Origin of the sequence: Pseudomonas simiae, from assembly GCF_900111895.1 — a bacterium.
Lineage (GTDB): Bacteria > Pseudomonadota > Gammaproteobacteria > Pseudomonadales > Pseudomonadaceae > Aquipseudomonas > Aquipseudomonas simiae.
In genome coordinates this window covers 77,157-95,152 of the sequence record NZ_FOKB01000014.1, presented here as the reverse complement: position 1 = coordinate 95,152, position 17,996 = coordinate 77,157, and the positions used below count along the sequence as shown (strand labels likewise).

Below are 17,996 nucleotides of genomic sequence, written 5' to 3'. Positions count from 1 at the left end.
CAATATTTCTTATTCAGGCGTCTGATTTTTCTGAAAAAATAGCGAGCCCCGCCAACGCCCGTCTTCGTGGGGTTTTCCGCCGCTGTGCTATCGTTGCGGCATCATTTATAAAAACACCTGAGAGAATCGCTGCATGAACGTGGCTGTCGCGTCCACAGAGCGCAGTTTGAGCTGGAGACGCCTGCTACTGGTGGCGGTCCTGTGTGTGCTCGCGCCACACGCCTGCGCCCAGGCATCCGACCCTGCAGGCCTTGCCGCACACCGCGCCCAGGCGGTCACCCAAGTGGTACTGGGTATCCTCAGTTATGCGCGCTGGCCGGTAGAGCCTGCGCAATTGCGCCTGTGTATTGTTGGCCCGACCCAGTACACCGACGATTTGATCAAAGGCACCACCCAGGCCACCGGCCGTCCCGTCGTGGTTCAGCGCCTGCTGGCCAACCATCCGGATATCGTCAATGCCTGTGACGCGGTGTACATCGGCAAACTCAGTGCCGATGAGCGCAGCCAGCTGTTCACGTCGTTGATCGGCCATCCGGTACTGAGCATCAGCGAAGGTGGCGACCAATGCACGGTGGGCAGTCTGTTCTGTCTGCGGGTGAGCGATGAGCAGGTTTCGTTCGAGGTCAACCTCGACTCCGTCGCCCGCAGCGGTGTACGCATTCACCCGAGCGTGCTGCAGTTGTCCCGTCGCCGAGCGCCTGCGTCATGACGGTTGTCAAAGTGCGGCCGACCCTGGGTTCCGTCATCGGCCGAGGACACCTGATCCTGGCGCTGGTGGCCGTGACCCTGGCGAGTGTCTCTCTGACCTTGCTCGGGGTGCTGGCGTTGCGGGTCTATGCCGAGCACAACCTGCACCTGATCGCACGTTCCATCAATTACACCGTGGAAGCGGCGGTGGTGTTCAACGACAGCGCGGCGGCCACCGAAGCCCTCAGCCTGATCGCCTCCACCGAAGAAGTGGCCGAGGCCGAAGTCTTCGATGTCAACGGCACGTTGTTGGCGAAGTGGATACGCCCGGAAACCGGCATGCTTTCTCGGGTCGAGCTGGAGCTGGCGCATACCCTGCTCGAACAACCCATCAGCCAGCCGATCCTGCATCAAGGTCAAGTCATCGGCAGCACCCACCTCACCGGTCACGGCGGCAGCTTGCTGCGCTTCCTGCTCAGCGGCCTGGCCGGGATCCTCATCTGCACTGCGCTCAGCGCGTGGATCGCCCTGCACCTGGCGCGGCGCCTGTTGCGCGGCATCACCGGCCCGCTGCAAAGCCTCGCCGCGGTGGCCCACGCCGCGCGCAGTGAACGCGACTTCGACCGCCGCGTACCCCCGGCAAAAATCGCCGAACTCGACAGCCTGGGCAGTGACTTCAACGCCTTGCTCGGCGAGATGGAAGCCTGGCAAAGCCATCTGCAAAGCGAAAACGAATCCCTCGCCCATCAGGCCAACCACGACAGCCTCACCGGCCTGCCCAACCGTGCTTTTTTCGAAGGCCGTTTGATTCGGGCGCTGCGCAGTGCGGCCAAGGCCAAAGAACAGGTGGCGGTGCTTTACCTCGACAGCGACCGCTTCAAAGAGATCAATGACAGCTTTGGCCACGCCGCCGGCGACGCAGTCCTCGTCGCCGTCGCGGAGCGCGTGCGTGCGCAATTGCGTGAAGATGACCTGGTGGCGCGCTTGGGCGGCGATGAGTTCGCCATCCTGCTGGCGCCGTTGCACAAGGCGCAAGACGCCGAGCGTATTGCCGACAAGATCATCGCCAGCATGGACCTGCCGATCCCCGTGCCAGGCAACACCCAGGTACTGACGTCCCTTAGCATCGGCATCGCCATCTACCCCGATCATGGTGCCACCCCAGGTGCCTTGCTCAATGCCGCCGACGCGGCGATGTACCAGGCCAAACGTTTGTCTTCGGGCGGCCAGCAAACGGCGGAGTCGGAGCACTCGGCCGCCAACGTTCAACACAGGAGCTGACACCTTGTTCTCGACCGCGCGTTTCATGTTTATCACCCTGCTCGTGGCACTGCTCGCCCTTGGCGGCTGCCAGACGCCGCCACCCAAAGGCCTGACCCCAGCGCAAGTGGCCGTCCTCAAGCAGCAGGGCTTCGAGCTGACCGATGACGGCTGGGCATTCGGCCTGTCCGGCAAAGTGCTGTTCGGCAGTGACGTCGAGACGCTCAACCAACCCAGTACCGAGATTGTCCAGCGTATCGGCAAAGCCCTGCTGGGCGTGGGTATCGAACGCGTTCGCGTCGACGGCCACACCGACGCGTCGGGCAAGGAAACCTACAACCAGCAACTGTCCCTGCGCCGTGCCAAAAGTGTGGCGACGGTGTTGACCGGCGTGGGCATGAAAGAAGAAAACATCCAGCTGCGCGGGCTGGGCAGCAGCCAGCCAGTGGCGTCCAACGACACAGTGGCGGGACGCACCGAAAATCGGCGGGTGTCGATTGTGGTGATCGCGGACTGAGCCCGTCCTACCGACCTCAATGTAAAACCCAATCAACTGTGGGAGCTGGCTTGCCGGCGATAGCGGTGTCTCAGTACGGGATGTACTGACTGACACACTGCCATCGCCGGCAAGCCAGCTCCCACAGTGGGTTTTGCGGTGCCTGGCTACAGCGTTCGCTTACCGGCCCGATGTCATCGCCTGCGTTGACGCACCATCACCGTATCTCAGCAAAGATCGTCAAGCATGTTTCCTGTAGGAGAAGTCTGCCATGACGAATCTTGATGGCTAGGCTGACGAAGTTTCGCTTTTTCGCAAAGGGTGGGCTTAGTTAAATGGCCGCTCCAAGTAACCACCGTAAAGGACTGCGATGAGCATAAACGTCAGTAACTTCCGCCAAGAGGTTTTTAAAACTAGGCTTTCACACAGTGCTTTTAATGAGCTGTTGAGCGCAAGAGCGTTGTTCGAGTCTGAAAGTCAGGGAATTCGATTCGATACCAAAGCCGCGCACATCAATCCTCTACAATCACCCGTCCTGAGCAAGGAGCTAGATAGAATCCGAACCATGATCGATCATGAAAGCCATGTTTTGATTCTTGATGGCTTTAAGGTCGACAAACTTTCGAGTTTCAAATCGCTGATATGGACATTTGGTTCTCTACTCGGTGTGCCAATGGTGCAGAACCATCTCGGTCATAAGGTGATTGAGGTTTATGACAGGGGCGGTAAGAGCATTGAAGATGGTGCGAGATACCATCAAACCCGCCAAGGTGCCTATGTGCACAACGATGGAGTGAGCGACCCGTTGCCTATCGATTACTTGATACTGGCGTGCGGACAAAAAGCGCTTTTGGGAGGTGAGAGCATTCTGATTGATGCAAGCGCGGTATACGCGGAGCTGATGGCGTTTCCAGAAATACTGGAAGAACTTAAATGCGACTTCTTTTTTGAAAACCGCGGCATGTCAGATGAGGAGCAGTTGTTCAAAGCGCCTATCCTGAGTTTTTCCGATGAAGGTATTCCACTGGTCAGATACTTTCGCGTCTACATTGAGTCCGCTCACCTTAAGGCGGGAGTGCCATTAACCATGGCCCAATCCCAAGCGCTAGACTTTCTGGACACCGTTCTCGATCAGTCATCGGTTCAGCATCGAGTGTTGCTGGAACCAGGGCAGGTACTCATTTCAGCCGATAACAAGTTTCTCCATACCCGCACGCACTTTATAGATATGATATTCCACGTTGTGTGATTGATGATGGCGAGTCCTTGAACGATCTAAATCGCTACATGCTACGGATGTGGTTACGCAAACAATGATGCCTCGAGGCGCCTAAGTTACATCCCCCCCTCTATCCGCCATAAGCCGAACCCCATGGAAAACTCCGATATCGCGATCACGCTGGTCCTGATCTCTGCCTTTATGCACGCCACTTGGAACGCCGTAGTCCGTGCCGGTAGCAGTCGCTTCATGACCTTGGCCATGGTGGATGGCACCGCGCTGGTGATATGCCTGTTGGCGTTGCCGCTTGTCAGTGTACCGAGCCTGGAAGTAGGGGGTTATATCCTCGTCTCCGTGGTACTCAATACGGTCTATCGATTATTTCTGATCAAAGCGTACGAAACGGGTGACTTCGGTCAGGTTTACCCGGTGATGCGTGGGGTACCGCCGGTATTGGTCGCGCTGTTTTCCTACTTTCTGTTGCATGAACAGTTGTCAGTTCAGGCACTGGTGGGTGTGTCGCTGATATGTGTGGGAATTATCAGCCTGACCTTTGTGCGTCGGATGACGGCGCAGATGTTCAAGCCGATCCTGATGGCGGTGTGCGCTGGAGCGTTTATCGCGTCTTACACTGTAGTGGACGCCAAAGGTGTAAGAACCAGTGAGACGGTGTTGCAGTACATCGTCTACCTGACGGTGTTCCAGAGTATTCCGATCCCACTGCTGGCGTTTTCCAAAGAGCGCTCGGCTTTGGCTCAAGCGATACGTGGGCACTGGCGAGTCGGCCTATTAGGCGGCGTTTTTTACTTGGCGTCCTACGCATTGGTGTTGTTTGCATTGTCGCTGGACGCGGTGGCCAAGGTCTCAGCGCTGCGGGAAACCAGTGTTATTATCGGCGCCATTATTGCCGCGCTGTTCTTTCATGAACGGTTCGGTTGGCGACGGATGCTGTCGGCATTCGTCATTGTTAGCGGGATCATCTTGATCAAAGTGAGCACCTGATGGCTCAGCGTCCGCCTCCCACACCGATGCTTCAAGCGTTCGTCAGCGCTGCGCAAGCCGGTAGTTTTGCGCGTGCGGCTTCTGACCTTAACCTCACTGCCAGCGCCATTAGTCATCAAATTGCAGGCTTGGAGGAATGGTGGGGCGTGCAGTTGTTTGAGCGGCATTCACGCGGCGTCAAGCTGACGCCAGCGGGGCAAGCCTTGTTGCCGGTTACCGATGGCTTTTTCAAGGCGCTGGATGGGGTACTGCAATCGCTCAACCCCGGTAAATCCCGACCGTTGTACCTCTCGTGCACGTCTTCTCTCTGCTCGACGTGGCTAATCCCCAGGATGCATGGGTCGCACACAGAGGCCTCGTTCAACCTCGATCTGGTGTTGACTAGCGCCGATATGAACAGCACCAGCCTGGAAGCTCATCAATACGATGTCGCGGTGGTGATGGGGTACGGCGATTATCCGGATCACCATGTTGAATTGCTGATGTGCGACGCGGTATTTCCCGTTTGCTCGCCAGAATTTCTGCGGTTGAAGGGGGATATTTCACTGGAGGATGTCGCCCGGTACCCGCTGATTCATCGGGTGGACGATCAGGTGTGTCCGGGGTGGGAAAGCTGGTTTGCGTTTCAGGGGTTGGCGGCGCCGCCTTATCACCATGGGCCGCGATTTCCGGATTCGAGCCTGGCGATCAGTCTGGCGGTGAAGGGCACAGGCATTGCACTGGGCAGGACTGCGTTGGTATATGACCTATTGGCAGACGGCGCGTTGGTTGCGTTGAAAAGCCCCGTGATGATGTCGCCAGCGGCGTACTACATCATCTGTCAAAACGGCCGGCAGTTAGAGCCGGATATCGCTCGGTTGATTGAATGGCTCAAGACCAGTGCGAATAAGTTTTTGCGCGAAGTTCGGGCTCGGTATCCGCAAATTGCCGGGGCTGGTGCGATTTAAATGTAGGAAGGAGCAAGGCTCCTCCCGCATTCGAACGGTATTCGCTTACCGGCCCGGTGTCATCGCCTGCGTCAGGTCATCTACCACGGCCTTGCCCATTTCACACAGGTAATGCGCAGCCCATGCGTATTGCTCGCCGCGGACATCCATGGCGGCTTCCATCGCGAGTTTCTTGGAGTAAAAAAGTAGGGTGGAGGCGTGTTCCAAAGCTTCCTCAATCGGCATGCCGGCGTTGACGCGGAACAGGGGTTTTTGGTTTTCGCCGTAGTCTCCGAAGGTGACGACGCCGAGGGTGGAGATGGAGGAGATCGGTGGGTCGGGGACGATTTTAGTCATGACGATTGCTCTCTGCTGAAGTAGAGCCGCCACATCACATCGCTAAACATGAAGAGGGTGGCAGCTGTGTGCAGGTTAGCGATCCGGGCCAGGAGCACCCCGGGTAGACTCGAAGGTCTCCAGCACACAGCCACCATAAAACGTTAAAAGCGGGCAAACGCCGGCTGATAGTGTTGGGAGCGGTGACACGCCTGAAGCCCGGATCGCTAAACCCGATCGCTGATGTACAGCGAAGTCAGGAGGCTAGTGACCCAGACGATAGGGCGCAATAGGGTGGAGAGTCTCTAGGAAACGTCCTGCAATTTAAAGCGAATCGTCGTTGATGGCCCTTTAATCCGCAAACCGTATCTCCCGCGTCTCCCCCATCAACAACCCCTGATTCTGCTCAGTCACCTCGCGGATGTAATCCCACAACAACGTAATCCGTTTCAGCTTCCTCAAGTCCTCTCGGCAATACATCCAGAACTGCCGCGTAATCGTAATCTGCTCCCCCAGCACTGGCAGCAGCCGTGGATCCTGCGCCGCGAGAAAACACGGCAATATCGCCATCGACCGCCCTTGCTGCGCCGCCACGTACTGCGCGATCACGCTGGTACTGCGTAGGCTGGCGCTGGCGCCGGGCACCACGTTCGCCAGGTACAGCAGCTCCGAACTGAACGCCAGGTCATCCACATAGCTGATAAACGGATGTTCGGCCAAATCGGCGGGTTTGCGGATGGGCGGGTGTTGGTCCAGATAGTCCTGGGTCGCGTACAGCTGCAGTTTGTAGTCGCACAGTTTGCAGCACACATAGGGCCCGTGTTCCGGGCGCTCCAAGGCGATGACGATGTCGGCTTCGCGCTTGGACAGGCTGATGAAGTGGGGCAGGGGCAGGATGTCCACCGAGATGGCCGGGTAGGTGTCGACGAAGTGGCTCAACTGCGGAGTGACGAAGAAGCTGCCGAATCCTTCGGTGCAGCCCATGCGCACGTGGCCGGACAGCGCCACGCCGGAGCCGGAGACTTGCTCGCAGGCCATGTGCAGGGTGCTTTCGATGGACTCGGCATAGCCCAGCAAACGTTGGCCTTCGGTGGTGAGGACGAAGCCGTTGGTCCGGGATTTTTCGAACAGCAGGGTGCCGAGGGACACTTCCAGGGAACTGATACGCCGCGACACCGTGGTGTAGTCCACCGCCAGGCGCTTGGCGGCCACGCTGGCCTTGCGGGTGCGGGCCACTTCGAGGAAAAACTTTAGGTCATCCCAGTTCAGGGAGCCCAGCGACGTGATGTTTTTTTGCATATTGGTCCGGCTTTTATGTGCGTTCTTATTAGAGATTTGCACATCTATACTCCAAAAACTGTCCGAACGCCTCATTCCCAAGGCGGTTTACGCGCCTTGTCTCTGCATAACTACAAGATTCTGGAGACCACATGAACGCATCTGCCGATATTTCCGTGCAACAGGTCAAGTTGCTGATCAACGGCGAGTGGGTCGAGTCCAAGACCACCGAATGGCAAGACATCGTTAACCCGGCCACTCAAGAGGTGCTGGCCAAAGTCCCGTTCGCCACTGCCGATGAAGTCAACGCTGCCATCGACGCCGCCCATCGCGCCTTCCAGACCTGGAAGCTGACGCCGATCGGCGCGCGCATGCGCATCATGCTCAAGCTGCAAGCCTTGATCCGCGAACATTCCAAGCGCATTGCCGTGGTGCTCAGCAATGAGCAGGGCAAGACCATTGCCGATGCCGAGGGCGATATTTTCCGTGGCCTGGAAGTGGTCGAACACGCTTGTTCCATCGGCACCCTGCAAATGGGCGAGTTCTCTGAAAACGTTGCCGGTGGCGTCGATACCTACACCCTGCGCCAACCCATCGGCGTGTGCGCCGGCATCACCCCGTTCAACTTCCCGGCGATGATTCCGCTGTGGATGTTCCCAATGGCCATCGCCTGCGGTAACACCTTCGTCCTCAAACCGTCCGAACAGGACCCGCTGTCGACCATGCTGCTGGTGGAACTGGCGCTTGAAGCCGGTGTGCCGGCCGGCGTGCTCAACGTGGTGCACGGTGGCAAGGATGTGGTGGATGCGCTGTGCACCCATAAAGACATCAAGGCCGTGTCCTTTGTTGGCTCGACGGCTGTGGGCACTCACGTCTACGACCTGGCCGGCAAACACGGCAAGCGTGTGCAATCGATGATGGGCGCCAAGAACCACGCGGTGGTACTGCCCGATGCCAACCGCGAACACACCCTCAATGCTCTGGTCGGTGCTGGTTTCGGCGCAGCGGGCCAGCGTTGCATGGCCACCTCGGTGGTGGTGCTGGTGGGCGCGTCCAAGCAGTGGCTGCCGGACCTCAAGGCGCTGGCGCAGAAGCTCAAGGTCAACGCGGGCAGCGAAGCCGGTACCGATGTGGGCCCGGTGATCTCCAAACGCGCCAAGGCACGTATCCTGGAGCTGATCGAAAGCGGCGTGAAAGAAGGCGCCAAGCTGGAGCTGGACGGCCGCGACATCAAGGTGCCGGGCTTCGAGCAAGGCAACTTTGTCGGCCCGACCCTGTTCTCGGGCGTGACCCCGTCCATGCAGATCTACACCCAGGAAATCTTCGGCCCGGTGCTGGTGGTGCTGGAAGTGGCGACCCTCGATGAAGCCATCGCGCTGGTCAACGCCAACCCCTTCGGCAACGGCACCGGCCTGTTCACCCAGAGCGGTGCGGCGGCGCGCAAGTTCCAGAGCGAAATCGACGTGGGTCAGGTCGGTATCAACATCCCGATCCCGGTGCCGGTGCCGTTCTTCAGCTTCACCGGTTCGCGCGGTTCCAAGCTGGGCGACCTCGGCCCGTACGGCAAGCAAGTGGTGCAGTTCTACACCCAGACCAAAACCGTCACCAGCCGCTGGTTCGATGACGATACGGTCAACGATGGCGTCAACACCACCATCAATCTGCGCTGATACCGGGAGACGATCATGAAGATTGCATTTATCGGCTTGGGCAACATGGGCGCACCCATGGCCCGCAACCTGATCAAGGCCGGCCACGCGCTGAACCTGTTCGACTTGAACCAGACGGTACTCAAGGAGCTGGCCGAGCTTGGCGGCACTGTCAGCGAGTCACCGCGTGATGCGGCGAAAGACGCGGAGCTGGTGATTACCATGCTGCCGGCGGCGGCGCATGTGCGCAGCGTGTGGCTGAATGAAGACGGCGTTTTGGCCGGCATCGGTAAAGGCGTACCGGCGGTGGATTGCAGCACCATCGACCCGCAAACCATCCGCGACGTAGCGGCTGCTGCGGCCAAGCAAGACGTAGCTGTGGCCGACGCGCCAGTCTCCGGCGGCACCGGCGGCGCCCAGGCCGGCACGTTGACCTTCATGGTCGGCGCCAACCCGGAACTGTTCGCCACCCTGCAACCGGTGCTGGCGCAAATGGGCCGCAACATCGTGCACTGCGGTGAGGTGGGCACCGGGCAAATCGCCAAGATCTGCAACAACCTGTTGCTGGGCATCAGCATGGTCGGCGTCAGCGAAGCCATGGCCCTGGGCGATGCGCTGGGTATCGACACGCAAGTGCTGGCGGGAATTATCAACAGCTCCACCGGGCGTTGCTGGAGTTCCGACACCTACAACCCATGGCCGGGCGTGATTGAAACCGCGCCGTCGTCACGTGGCTACACCGGCGGGTTCGGTGCCGACCTGATGCTCAAGGATTTGGGCCTGGCCACTGAAGCGGCGCGCCAGGTGAAGCAGCCGGTGATCCTGGGCGCCGTGGCCCAGCAGTTGTATCAATCGATGAGCCAACGTGGGGAAGGGGGCAAGGACTTCTCGGCGATTATTAACAGCTATCGCAAGCCCAAATAGGGCGTGTTCCGGGGGCCCGCCTGTGGCGGGCTCCCGGTTTTTTGCGGCTCAAGCAAACACAAAATACTTACGCACTGTTTCGACCACTTCCCACGTCCCCTTCATCCCCGGCTCCACCACGAAGATATCCCCAGCCCGCAAGTGAATCGGCTCCAGGCCTTCCGGCGTGATGATGCAGTAGCCTTCCTGAAAGTGGCAGTATTCCCACTTCACGTAGTCCACGTACCACTTGCCCGGGGTGCAGATCCAGGTGCCCATGATCTTGCTGCCGTCTTCGCTGGTGTAGGCGTTGAGGTTGACGGTGTGCGGGTCGCCTTCGAGTTTTTCCCACTTGCAGGCATCCAGGACCGGCAGGGGGTGGGTGTCGCGCAGTACGGTAATGGGCTTGGACATGATGTCTCCAGGGCAGGGAATGGAAAGATCCACCCTAAGGCCTCGGGCGTTGCGCCAGTGGTCTGAACTCGACATCGGGATGCCCAGAAGCGCAGGGGAGTGCGACTCTTTGGGCACCGTGCAGTCCATGTGGGAGCGGGCTTGCTCGCGATTGCGGTGTGTCAGCCACACATACATTGACTGACTTATCGCATTCGCGAGCAAGCCCGCTCCCACATTGGTTCTTCAGTGGCTGAGCCACCGTGCCGGAATGATATATCTAAGCGTCTACACGCCCATTCTTCGCAGTAAGTGCGAAAGATTTCCTGCTTCACGCCAGAATTCGCAAGAAAATTCGCAGCCGGCCCTCGTATCATTCACTCCAGTAACCGCCAAGAGCCTTGAAATGAACCCAATAAAAACGTGGTGGGATATCAGCCCGCCCTTGAGTACGGCGACCCCGACCTGGCCGGGGGATACGCCGTTCCAGGAAGAGCGCGTGTGGCAGTTCGGCCCGGAGTGCCCGGTGAATGTCGGGCGTATCACGCTGTCGCCACATACCGGCGCCCACGTGGATGCGCCGCTGCACTACAGTGCAGACGGCGCGCCGATTGGCGAGGTGTCGTTGGACGTGTACATGGGCCCGTGCCGGGTGTTGCATTGCCTGGACAGCGGCGCGCTGGTGCAGCCGCATCAGCTGGAAGGCCGTGTGGATAAGTTGCCCGAGCGTGTGCTGCTGCGCACTTATCCACAAGCGCCACTGACTGAATGGGATTCGAACTTCACCGCCGTCGCCCCGCAAACCATTGAGCTGCTGGCGAGCCTGGGTGTGCGCTTGATTGGTATCGACACCCCATCCCTGGACCCGCAGCAGTCCAAGACCATGGATTCCCACAACGCCGTGGCGCGCCATGGCATGGCGATTCTCGAAGGCATCGTGCTCGATGACGTACCGGAAGGCGACTACGAACTGATCGCCCTGCCGCTGCGTTTTGCCAACCTCGATGCCAGCCCGGTCCGCGCAATCCTGCGCCCGCTCAAGGAGCCCACGCGATGAGCCAATGTCCTTTCTCTGCCGACTACCAACCGCCTGAAGAGTGGCACAACGCCGAACTGAATTTTTCCGAGTCCATGAGCTACGGCGATTACCTGGACCTGGGCAAAGTCCTCAGCGCCCAGCACCCGCTGTCGCCGGACCACAACGAAATGCTCTTCATCATCCAGCACCAGACGTCCGAGCTGTGGATGAAGTTGATGCTCCACGAGCTCAAGGCCGCCCGCGAACACGTGCGCCTGGGCGAGCTGCCGCCGGCGTTCAAGATGCTGGCGCGGGTGTCGCGGATCTTCGATCAACTGGTGCACGCCTGGGCGGTGCTGGCGACGATGACGCCGTCGGAGTACAAGTCGATCCGCCCGTTCCTGGGGCAATCGTCGGGGTTTCAGTCGTTCCAGTACCGCGAGATTGAATTTATCCTCGGCAATAAGAGCGCGGCGCTGTTGCGGCCCCACGCCCATCGGCCGGAGCTGTTGAACGAGTTGAAAGTGGCGATTGCCACGCCGTCGCTGTATGACGAGGCGATCAACCTGATGATCCAGGCCGGCCTGGCGATTGATCCGAAACGCGCCGAGCGCGACCCCACGGCGGCGACGGTTCACGATGAATCGGTGGAGGCGGCGTGGCGCGAGGTGTATCGCGATCCGAGCCGGTATTGGGACCTGTATCAGTTGGCCGAGAAGTTTATCGACCTGGAGGACTCGTTCCGTCAGTGGCGCTTCCGCCATGTGACGACGGTGGAGCGGATCATCGGCTTCCAGCCCGGCACTGGCGGCACGGAAGGTGTGGGGTATTTGCGCAAGATGCTCGACACCGTGCTGTTCCCCGAACTCTGGCGAGTCCGCTCCACGCTCTAAGCAAAAAGCCCCGGATTACCGGGGCTTGTTGTTTTGACATGCAATCAACTGTGGGCGCTGGCTTGCCTGCGATGGCATCCTCTGGGTCTTACTGTAAACCGAGTCGCCTGTATCGCGGGCAAGCCCGGCTCCCACACAAGCCGGGCTCCCACAGGTATCACTGTGCGTTGACGACCGCGTGACTTCTGCGGACCCGCAACCGATACGCCACGTAGATAATCCCCACCCACACCGGCATCGCATACACCGACTCGCTGATGCCTGGAATCGCCAGCATCACGCTGATGATCATCACCATGAACGCCAGGCACAGGTAGTTGCTGAACGGGAACCAGAAGGTTTTGAACGACGGCGTCACGCCTTGTTCACCCATGGCTTTGCGGAACTTGATGTGGGTGATGCTGATCAGCGCCCAGTTGATCATCAGCGAGGCAACCACCAGCGCAAACAGCAACTCCAGGGCACTCTGCGGCGCCACGTAGTTGACCACCACGCACAGCATCGTCACCAACGCCGAAATCGCCAGGGCGCGGATTGGCACGCCTTGCTTGTTGAGCTTCATCAGCGATTTGGGGGCGTCGCCTTGCTCGGCCAGGCCGAACAACATGCGGCTGTTGCAGTACACGCCGCTGTTGTACACCGACAGCGCCGCGGTCAGCACCACGAAGTTGAGGATGTGTGCGGCGGTGTCGTTACCGATCAGCGAGAAGATCTGCACGAACGGGCTACCGCTGTAGGCATCGCCCGACGCGCCGAGGGTTTGCAGCAGTTGGTCCCACGGGTACAGCGACAGCAGCACGGTCAGGGCGCCGACGTAGAAAATCAGGATCCGGTAGACCACTTGGTTGATCGCTTTCGGGATCACTTTACGCGGCTCGCTGGCTTCGGCGGCAGTGATGCCCACCAGCTCCAGGCCACCGAACGAGAACATGATGAACGCCATGGACATCAACAGCCCCATGCCGCCATTCGGGAAGAACCCGCCGTGGCTCCACAGGTTGCTCACCGAGGCTTGCGGGCCGCCGGTGCCGCTGAACAGCAGGTAGCAGCCGAGCACGATCATGCCGACAATCGCTACCACTTTGATGATCGCAAACCAGAACTCGGTTTCACCGAAGAACTTCACGTTCAGGGTGTTGATCAAGTTCACTGCGACAAAGAACACCAGCGCACTGACCCAGGTTGGAATGTCCGGCCACCAGAACTGGATGTACTTGCCCACGGCCGTCAGTTCAGCCATGCCCACCAGGACGTAAAGGACCCAGTAGTTCCAGCCCGCCAGGAAGCCTGCGTAGCCGCCCCAGTATTTGTGGGCGAAGTGGCTGAACGAGCCGGCCACCGGCTCTTCGACGATCATCTCACCGAGCTGGCGCATGATCAGGAACGCAATGAAACCGGCAATCGCGTAACCCAGGATCATCGACGGCCCCGCCGACTTGAGCACCCCGGCCGAGCCGAGGAACAACCCCGTGCCAATCGCCCCTCCCAAGGCGATCAGCTGAATGTGCCGGTTCTTCAGGCCACGCTTGAGGCCTACCGGGTTAACCATGTCATCCGCCATTAACATTCCCTTCTACTTGTTTTTCTCAGGGTTGAGTGCACGCCGCATCAGCCCCTCAGAAGTGCTGAGGGGTCAGATATTACTCTGCGTAAACTTTTCGTAATACAACTGAACGCCATCAAGTGCCTGATCCGCCAGCCATTGCTGGATGGATTCGACCATTGGCGGGGGGCCGCACAGGTACATATCCGCCGAACCGTCCCGCAATTCGGCCAGGTCGAAATGCTCGGTGAGGTAGCCGCGTTTACCAGACCACTCTTCTGAAGGTGCGCTGAGCACTTCGGTGTAGCGCAAGTTTGGGATTTTCGCGGCATAGGCCCGTATGCGCGCTGCTTCGCATAAGTCCTCGGCACCGCGCACGCCGTAGTAGAGGTGCACCGGTTGCTCGCAACCATTGGCGGCCAGTTGGTCGAGCATACCCAGCAAGGCCGATAACCCGGTGCCGCCCGCCACCAGCACCAATGGCTGCGTGACGTGGCGCAGGTAGAAGGCGCCGAGTGGCGCTTCCATCAACAGCTCGTCACCCACCTGGCAGCGCTCGCGCAGGTAATTGCTCATCACCCCGTCGGGCAGCAGACGCACCAGGAATTGCAGGTGATTGCCTGGCAGGTTGGCGAAGGAATAGGACCGCCAACTGTCCGTGCCAGGCACTGACAGGCGCGCGTACTGGCCGGGCAGAAAATCCAGCGCCTGATCCAACTGCACCTGCAGGATCGCCGTGCTGGCTGACACCTGCTCCACTGCGCTCACGGTGCCCTTTACCTGAACCGGGCCGGGCGCATTGCACAGGCTCGAATCAAAGTCGAAGTAAAACGTAGCGTCGGACTTCACCCGCGTCTGGCAACTGAGCATCTTGCGCTGTTGCAGGTCGAGGCTGGACAGGGCTTCTTCGTCCACATAGTCCTGGCTGTAATCGCCAGACTCGCAACGACCCTGGCAAGTACCGCAGACGCCTTCGCGGCAATCCAGGGGGATCTTGATGCCGTTGCGCAGCGCGGCATCCAGCAGGATTTCGTTGGCACCCACCGGAAAGAACAGGGTCTTGCCGTCGGCAAAACTGAAGGCCACTTTGTGATTCATGTGTTGCTCTCCGCGTATGTATGACGCGCGCACCCTGTGGCGAGCGGACTGGCCAAAAAGGCGCGTTTAAAGATGATAAAAATCCAGCACCGAGTTGATGGTGTCGTTGAGCAGCAGCGCATGCTTGCGGGTGATCAACCAACTGTCGCCATCGGGTTTCAGGCGATAGGTGGCGTGGCCATAGAACTGCTCCGACGTGGCCAGGCGATAGAACAGCGTGTGCCAGTTCAGTCGCACCTCCAGCGTGCCATCCGCCTGCTCGGCGATGCGCACGTTGTTGATCAGGTGCAAGGTGCGTGGCATTGGTGTGGCCGACGCGGCTTTGCCGGTGCGCAAGCGGAACACGCGGTCTTCCAGGCCCGAGCGGTTGGCGTAATAGATCAACGACATCTCGCGCTTGGGGTCGCGGGTGTAGACGTGCTCCGAGTCCCACTGCGGCAGGTGGAACTCGCTCTGCGGGTCGAACAACTGCACATAGGCGTCCCAGTCCCGGGCGTCGCACAGCTCGGATTTGCGGTAGAAGAACTGCTCGATCTGATACTGCAATTGCGCATTCATCACTTCACCTCCCGCAGTGTCAGCGCTTGCCTGTCCAGGCCATTGAGCAGGAACTGCTGCCAGTTGCGATGCTGGTTCACGTAGAGGCCTTCATGGGTGAATTCGGTGCCGGTCATGGCCGGCTGGATGCCGATGGCTTCGCTGTTCGGCGTGGGCCCGGTTTCCCAGCGATGGCTGCCGCGTGAGATGTCGCTCCAGCGCTCCAGGCGGCCCTGGAACCCGCGCTGGGCTTCGCGAAACTCCACCAGGTCGTCCGGCGTGCCCATGCCCGATACGTTGAAGAAGTCCTCGAACTGGCGAATACGGTTTTCGCGGTCCGCGTCGGATTCGCCCTTCACCCCCAGGCATTGGCTGATGATCTCGGTCTTGTTCCACGCCACCGGGCGGATGATGCGCAGTTGCGAGCTGATCTGGTCGAGGAAGAACAGGCTCGGGTAGATATTCAAGTTGCGCAGGCGGTGCATCATCCACTCGGCTTTTTGTTGGCCGTGTTCTTCCACCAGGCGCGGCATGATGGTCGCGTAGCCGGAGCGCACGCTGGGGTTGGGCATGTCACTGAACAACACACTGTGGCCATTGTTGAAGGCGAACCAACCGTCGTCGGTGTTTGCATCACCCGCGCCGAGTTTGCTGTAGTCCAGGGTGCTGCCTGCGCCCGCGCCATTCTCGGTGTTCACCTGCTGGCGATGCTGAACCGTGGCCACGTAGTTGTAGTGCACAGTGCTGACGTGATAACCGTCCAGGCCGTTTTCGTTCTGTAGCTTCCAGTTGCCGTCGTAGGTGTAGGCGGATTTGCCTGGCAGCACTTCCAGCTCGCCGGTGGCGGACTGGGCGACCATCATGTCGAAGAACACTTTGGCGTCACCCAGGAAGTCTTCCAGGCTGTCGGTGCCAGCCACATCCAGGCTGATGAACACGAAGCCTTTGTAGCTCTCGATACGCGCCTTTTTCAGCCCGCGCGTGGCCTTGTCGAAACCATCCGGGTACTCCCCCGGCGCCTTGACCTTTACCAGCCGGCCGTCGCTCTTGTAACACCAGGCATGGAACGGGCAGGTGAAAGTGGACTGGTTACCCTTGCCGACCCGCGTCAGGGTGGTGCCGCGATGCTGGCAGGCGTTGATCAGCGCATTGAGTTGGCCTTCGCCGTCGCGGGTGATGATCATCGGCTGGCGCCCGGCGCGCATCGTGACGAAGTCGTGGTTATTCGCCAGTTCGCTTTCGTGGCAGGCGTAGATCCAGTTCTTTTCGAAGATCAGTTCCATCTCCAGATCGAACAGCTGCGGCTCGGTGAACATGTCGCGGGCGATACGGAACACTTCATCCGCCGGGCGAAAATCCAGACAACCTTCGATAAATGTTTTCCACTGCTCGACGCTTCTTGCACCACTCATGGGAGGCACCTTTTTGATAGGGGCTAATCGGTGGTCCATTAGAGGCAGCGGGGCGGGGTGCGGGCTATCCGCTTAGTGGGGGAACCTGCGCCGGATAATTGGGCAGCAAATACCCAACCCGGTGCAGTGTGGTGATGGGATGCGCTACTGTCTTGTCGGGCAATGGCCGGAAAAACCGCTTTCTTATCCATTTAGTCGACCAATGCTATCCACCCGCTGGCCATTGCGCTGGCGTGGCGCATTATTTGCTGTCGAACAACAACGACGCGCCGCCAGAGCGCGCAACAGCCTAACCGCCGTGGGTGCATCCTGATGAGCAGCCAAACGATTCAACGCTTCGACCTTGAAGGCGCCCGCAGCTGGATGTCCGGGATCTGCGGGCCCCATCGCCTCGCCACCGCCACGCCCGAGCGCCTGCGCTTTCACCACAGCGCCAATGTGTTCAAGTCCCGCGCCACCACCCTGGGCGTGATCGAATACGGCACCGATGTGACCATCGACATCGAAGACGCCGAGCACTTCAGCAGCTACAGCCTGAGCCTGCCCCTGGTGGGCGAGCAGGAGTTGAGCAAGAACGGCGAGCGCCTGAGTTCCAACCGCGACCAAGGCGTGATCATTTCACCCAATGAACATCAGGTGCTGGCGATTTCCGGCGACTGCCGCAAGTTGCAGGTGGTGATCACGCGGGCGGCGATGGGGGAGTCACTGGAAGGTTTGCTGCAACGGCCGATTGATGCGCCGTTGCGCTTCGAGTCGGTGATGGACGCGGTGGACGGCGCCTCGGCGGCGTGGTGGCGCATGGCGCGCTACTTCATTGCGGAGCTGGAACACGGCAGCGAGTTGTATGAACAGCCGGCGTTTACCCGCGACCTGGAAAGCTCGCTGATCAAGGGCCTGATCCTGGCCCAGCCGAACAATTACTCCGAAGAACTGCGCGATATGCTCGGTGTGAAACTGCCGCATTACCTGATCCGTGCGCGCCAGTACATCCATGACAACGCTCGGGAAGCCGTGCACCTGGAAGATCTGGAAGCGGCTGCGGGGGTGTCGCGGTTCAAGTTGTTCGATGCCTTTCGCAAGTACTTTGCCCTGTCGCCGATGGCCTATTTGAAGAAGCATCGGCTTTCTGCGGTGCGCCAGGAAATCCTCGAGCACGGCTCTACCCGCACCATTTCCGAAATTGCCCTGGGCTGGGGCTTTACCCACCTGGGGCGATTTTCGGCCGAATACCGAAAACTGTTCGACGAATCCCCCAGCCAGACCCAGCAGCGCAAACGCATGCGCAGTATCTGAAAACAATGAAGGTCAAACTGTGGGAGCGGGCTTGCTCGCGAATGCGGTATCTC

The 17,996-nt window shown here is 59.6% G+C and carries 18 protein-coding genes; 11 read left to right on the top strand and 7 right to left on the bottom strand.

All coding sequences use genetic code 11. The annotated features are described in order from the left end of the window. Positions 1-133: 133 nt before the first annotated feature. From yfiR to BMZ57_RS27870, 6 genes are all read left to right on the top strand, one after another. Positions 134-709, top strand: a complete 576-nt coding sequence (gene yfiR / locus BMZ57_RS27895; RefSeq protein ID WP_010206546.1) for a regulatory sequestration protein YfiR — start codon at positions 134-136, stop codon at positions 707-709. After that, the gene (gene dgcN / locus BMZ57_RS27890) at positions 706-1,968 is read left to right on the top strand and encodes a diguanylate cyclase DgcN/YfiN (RefSeq protein ID WP_010206545.1); all 1,263 of its coding nucleotides are present in this window, start codon (positions 706-708) and stop codon (positions 1,966-1,968) included. The genes yfiR and dgcN overlap by 4 nt, the downstream gene beginning before the upstream one ends. Positions 1,969-1,972: 4 nt before the next feature. Continuing rightward, a complete protein-coding gene (yfiB, locus tag BMZ57_RS27885) occupies positions 1,973-2,464 on the top strand; it encodes an outer membrane lipoprotein YfiB (RefSeq protein WP_010206544.1) in 492 nt (163 codons plus the stop codon). A 349-nt stretch (positions 2,465-2,813) separates the two neighbouring features. Beyond that, a complete protein-coding gene (locus tag BMZ57_RS27880; RefSeq protein WP_010206543.1) occupies positions 2,814-3,692 on the top strand; it encodes a TauD/TfdA family dioxygenase in 879 nt (292 codons plus the stop codon). Between the two features lie 123 nt (positions 3,693-3,815). After that, positions 3,816-4,664, top strand: coding sequence for an EamA family transporter (locus BMZ57_RS27875; RefSeq protein WP_010206542.1), 849 nt, complete (start codon positions 3,816-3,818; stop codon positions 4,662-4,664). Further along, positions 4,664-5,611, top strand: coding sequence for a LysR substrate-binding domain-containing protein (locus BMZ57_RS27870; protein WP_010206541.1), 948 nt, complete (start codon positions 4,664-4,666; stop codon positions 5,609-5,611). Before BMZ57_RS27875 ends, BMZ57_RS27870 begins: the two co-directional genes overlap by 1 nt. Positions 5,612-5,656: 45 nt before the next feature. Here BMZ57_RS27870 and BMZ57_RS27865 read toward each other — a convergent pair whose 3' ends face one another. Together BMZ57_RS27865 and BMZ57_RS27860 are read right to left on the bottom strand one after the other, a co-directional pair. Further along, a complete protein-coding gene (locus BMZ57_RS27865) occupies positions 5,657-5,947 on the bottom strand; it encodes a DUF3077 domain-containing protein (protein ID WP_010206539.1) in 291 nt (96 codons plus the stop codon). 330 nt (positions 5,948-6,277) lie between these two features. Next, positions 6,278-7,225, bottom strand: a complete 948-nt coding sequence (locus BMZ57_RS27860) for a LysR family transcriptional regulator (RefSeq protein WP_010206538.1) — start codon at positions 7,223-7,225, stop codon at positions 6,278-6,280. Between the two features lie 131 nt (positions 7,226-7,356). On the opposite strand from BMZ57_RS27860, the gene BMZ57_RS27855 reads away from it, so the two are divergent. Further along, entirely contained in the window at positions 7,357-8,874 is a 1,518-nt protein-coding gene (locus BMZ57_RS27855) for a CoA-acylating methylmalonate-semialdehyde dehydrogenase (RefSeq protein WP_010206536.1), read from the top strand. A gap of 15 nt (positions 8,875-8,889) precedes the next feature. Further along, positions 8,890-9,777 (top strand): 3-hydroxyisobutyrate dehydrogenase, encoded by an 888-nt coding sequence (gene mmsB, locus BMZ57_RS27850; RefSeq protein ID WP_010206534.1) that lies wholly within the window; start codon positions 8,890-8,892, stop codon positions 9,775-9,777. Positions 9,778-9,825: 48 nt separating this feature from the next. Here the strand turns inward: mmsB and BMZ57_RS27845 are convergent, their stop codons facing one another. Further along, positions 9,826-10,170 (bottom strand): cupin domain-containing protein, encoded by a 345-nt coding sequence (locus BMZ57_RS27845; protein ID WP_010206533.1) that lies wholly within the window; start codon positions 10,168-10,170, stop codon positions 9,826-9,828. A gap of 385 nt (positions 10,171-10,555) precedes the next feature. Here BMZ57_RS27845 and kynB point away from each other — a divergent pair, with 385 nt between their 5' ends. Together kynB and kynA are read left to right on the top strand one after the other, a co-directional pair. Continuing rightward, positions 10,556-11,206, top strand: a complete 651-nt coding sequence (gene kynB / locus BMZ57_RS27840; protein ID WP_010206532.1) for an arylformamidase — start codon at positions 10,556-10,558, stop codon at positions 11,204-11,206. Beyond that, positions 11,203-12,060 (top strand): tryptophan 2,3-dioxygenase, encoded by an 858-nt coding sequence (gene kynA, locus BMZ57_RS27835; RefSeq protein WP_010206531.1) that lies wholly within the window; start codon positions 11,203-11,205, stop codon positions 12,058-12,060. The genes kynB and kynA overlap by 4 nt, the downstream gene beginning before the upstream one ends. Before the next feature lie 157 nt (positions 12,061-12,217). Here kynA and BMZ57_RS27830 read toward each other — a convergent pair whose 3' ends face one another. The 4 genes from BMZ57_RS27830 to antA all read right to left on the bottom strand — a co-directional run bounded on the left by BMZ57_RS27830 (position 12,218) and on the right by antA (position 16,650). Next, on the bottom strand, positions 12,218-13,621 hold the full coding sequence (locus BMZ57_RS27830; RefSeq protein WP_010206530.1) for an amino acid permease: 1,404 nt from the start codon (positions 13,619-13,621) through the stop codon (positions 12,218-12,220). A gap of 72 nt (positions 13,622-13,693) precedes the next feature. Next, positions 13,694-14,701, bottom strand: coding sequence for an anthranilate 1,2-dioxygenase electron transfer component AntC (antC, locus tag BMZ57_RS27825; RefSeq protein WP_021492164.1), 1,008 nt, complete (start codon positions 14,699-14,701; stop codon positions 13,694-13,696). 66 nt (positions 14,702-14,767) lie between these two features. After that, complete coding sequence (antB, locus tag BMZ57_RS27820) at positions 14,768-15,259, bottom strand: anthranilate 1,2-dioxygenase small subunit (RefSeq protein ID WP_021492163.1); 492 nt, start codon at positions 15,257-15,259, stop codon at positions 14,768-14,770. Further along, positions 15,259-16,650 (bottom strand): anthranilate 1,2-dioxygenase large subunit, encoded by a 1,392-nt coding sequence (gene antA, locus BMZ57_RS27815; protein ID WP_010206526.1) that lies wholly within the window; start codon positions 16,648-16,650, stop codon positions 15,259-15,261. Before antA ends, antB begins: the two co-directional genes overlap by 1 nt. Positions 16,651-16,962: 312 nt before the next feature. On the opposite strand from antA, the gene BMZ57_RS27810 reads away from it, so the two are divergent. Next, positions 16,963-17,943, top strand: coding sequence for an AraC family transcriptional regulator (locus BMZ57_RS27810; protein WP_010206525.1), 981 nt, complete (start codon positions 16,963-16,965; stop codon positions 17,941-17,943). Positions 17,944-17,996 lie beyond the last annotated feature (53 nt).

What these genes read in the sequence shown, in the direction of transcription:
- yfiR (WP_010206546.1), top strand. Translation starts at nt 134, where the DNA reads ATGAACGTGGCTGTCGCGTCCACAGAGCGCAGTTTGAGCTGGAGACGC.
- dgcN (WP_010206545.1), top strand. Translation starts at nt 706, where the DNA reads ATGACGGTTGTCAAAGTGCGGCCGACCCTGGGTTCCGTCATCGGCCGA.
- BMZ57_RS27880 (WP_010206543.1), top strand. Translation starts at nt 2,814, where the DNA reads ATGAGCATAAACGTCAGTAACTTCCGCCAAGAGGTTTTTAAAACTAGG.
- BMZ57_RS27875 (WP_010206542.1), top strand. Translation starts at nt 3,816, where the DNA reads ATGGAAAACTCCGATATCGCGATCACGCTGGTCCTGATCTCTGCCTTT.
- BMZ57_RS27870 (WP_010206541.1), top strand. Translation starts at nt 4,664, where the DNA reads ATGGCTCAGCGTCCGCCTCCCACACCGATGCTTCAAGCGTTCGTCAGC.
- BMZ57_RS27865 (WP_010206539.1), bottom strand. Translation starts at nt 5,947, where the DNA reads ATGACTAAAATCGTCCCCGACCCACCGATCTCCTCCATCTCCACCCTC.
- BMZ57_RS27860 (WP_010206538.1), bottom strand. Translation starts at nt 7,225, where the DNA reads ATGCAAAAAAACATCACGTCGCTGGGCTCCCTGAACTGGGATGACCTA.
- BMZ57_RS27855 (WP_010206536.1), top strand. Translation starts at nt 7,357, where the DNA reads ATGAACGCATCTGCCGATATTTCCGTGCAACAGGTCAAGTTGCTGATC.
- mmsB (WP_010206534.1), top strand. Translation starts at nt 8,890, where the DNA reads ATGAAGATTGCATTTATCGGCTTGGGCAACATGGGCGCACCCATGGCC.
- BMZ57_RS27845 (WP_010206533.1), bottom strand. Translation starts at nt 10,170, where the DNA reads ATGTCCAAGCCCATTACCGTACTGCGCGACACCCACCCCCTGCCGGTC.
- kynB (WP_010206532.1), top strand. Translation starts at nt 10,556, where the DNA reads ATGAACCCAATAAAAACGTGGTGGGATATCAGCCCGCCCTTGAGTACG.
- kynA (WP_010206531.1), top strand. Translation starts at nt 11,203, where the DNA reads ATGAGCCAATGTCCTTTCTCTGCCGACTACCAACCGCCTGAAGAGTGG.
- BMZ57_RS27830 (WP_010206530.1), bottom strand. Translation starts at nt 13,621, where the DNA reads ATGGCGGATGACATGGTTAACCCGGTAGGCCTCAAGCGTGGCCTGAAG.
- antC (WP_021492164.1), bottom strand. Translation starts at nt 14,701, where the DNA reads ATGAATCACAAAGTGGCCTTCAGTTTTGCCGACGGCAAGACCCTGTTC.
- antB (WP_021492163.1), bottom strand. Translation starts at nt 15,259, where the DNA reads ATGAATGCGCAATTGCAGTATCAGATCGAGCAGTTCTTCTACCGCAAA.
- antA (WP_010206526.1), bottom strand. Translation starts at nt 16,650, where the DNA reads ATGAGTGGTGCAAGAAGCGTCGAGCAGTGGAAAACATTTATCGAAGGT.
- BMZ57_RS27810 (WP_010206525.1), top strand. Translation starts at nt 16,963, where the DNA reads ATGAGCAGCCAAACGATTCAACGCTTCGACCTTGAAGGCGCCCGCAGC.